At 66.7% G+C, this 1,578-nt stretch carries 1 protein-coding gene; it reads left to right on the top strand.

The annotated features are described in order from the left end of the window. Positions 1-69: 69 nt before the first annotated feature. Positions 70-1,509 carry an IS1182 family transposase gene (locus tag ACFYLW_RS16100; protein WP_363066538.1) on the top strand — a complete coding sequence of 480 codons (1,440 nt, stop codon included), beginning with the start codon at positions 70-72 and terminating at the stop codon, positions 1,507-1,509. Positions 1,510-1,578 lie beyond the last annotated feature (69 nt).

Genomic DNA, 1,578 nt, shown 5'->3' with positions numbered 1-1,578 from the left:
CGAGGCTGTGTGAAAACGCCTCCCGATCGAGCGAATTAGGATAGCCTTCCGGGTCAGCAGGAGGTGGGTATGAGCCGCTTCGTTCAGGGCGCCGATCGCCGGCAGCAGACGCTGCTTCCCGAGTGTCTCGACGACTATGTGGCCGAGGATAATCCGGTCCGGGTGGTCGATGTCTTCGTCGACGAGCTGGATCTGAAGGGTCTGGGCTTTGAGGGCATGACGCCGGCGGCGACGGGCCGGCCCGCCTATCACCCGGCCATGCTGCTGAAGCTCTACGTCTACGGCTATCTGAACAAGGTGCAGTCCAGCCGGCGGCTGGAGCGCGAGGCGCAGCGCAACGTCGAGCTGATGTGGCTGACGGGGCGACTGGCGCCGGACCACAAGACCATCGCCGACTTCCGCCGCGAGAACGGCCCGGCGATCCAGGCGGCGTGCGCCCAGTTCGTGGTGCTGTGCCGCCAGCTCGGCCTGTTCGGATCAGCCCTGGTCGCGATCGACGGTTCGAAGTTCAAGGCGGTGAACACCCGCGACAGGAACTTCACCGCCTACAAGGTCAAGCGGCGCATCGAGCAGGTCGCCGAGCACATCGCCGGCTATCTGCAGGACCTCGACACGGCGGATCGTCACGAGGGCGAGGCCGCCGAGGCGCGGTCCGGGCGACTGGTCGAGAAGATCGACCGGCTCCGGGCCCAGATGGCGATGCTCAAGGCGATGGAGGCCGAGGTCGCGGCGTCACTCGACGGCCAGGTCTCCCTGACCGATCCGGACGCTCGGGCCATGGCGACGTCGGGTCGAGGCAGCGGCATCGTCGGCTACAACGTCCAGTCCGCCGTCGAAGGTGAGCATCACCTGATCGTCGCCCACGACGTGGTCATGACCGGCCTGGACAAGCATCAGCTCGCCTCGATGGCGGGCAAGGCCAAGGACGCCATGGGCGTCGAGGCGATCGACGTGCTGGCCGACCGCGGCTACTTCTCTGGCGAGGAGATCCTCGCCTGCGAGACCATGGGCGTGACGCCCTACGTCCCCAAGCCCCTGACCTCAGGCGCCAAAGCGGCGGGCCGCTTCGGCAAGCAGGACTTCGTCTACCAGCCCGATCAGGACGTCTATCGCTGCCCGGCCGGCGCGCTGCTGCCGCGCCACATGACGACCATCGAGAAGGGACTGACGTTGCACCGCTACTGGAACCGGGCCAGTTGCACCGGCTGCTCGCTCAAGAGCCAGTGCACCCCCAGCGTCGAGCGTCGGGTCACCCGCTGGGAGCATGAGGCGGTGATCGACGCGCTGCAGGCCCGGATGGACCTCGCTCCCCGCGCCATGCGCACCCGACGACGACTGGTCGAACACCCGTTCGGCACGATCAAGGCCTGGATGGGCCACACCCACTTCCTGATGAAGCGGCTGCCAAACGTGAAGACGGAGATCAGCCTCCACATCCTCGCCTACAACATGAAGCGGGTGATGGCGGTGCTCGGAACGAAGCCCCTGATGGAAGCGATCAGAGCCTGAGAAGGAGGCGCTCCGCGCCTCGTCGCCACTACCGTCTCCCCGTGGCCCAACAGGTTTTTACACGGCCTC

Source organism: Brevundimonas sp. NPDC007368, from assembly GCF_042869015.1.
In the GTDB taxonomy this organism is placed as follows: Bacteria; Pseudomonadota; Alphaproteobacteria; order Caulobacterales; family Caulobacteraceae; genus Brevundimonas.
This window is presented reverse-complemented; position numbering and strand designations above follow the sequence as displayed.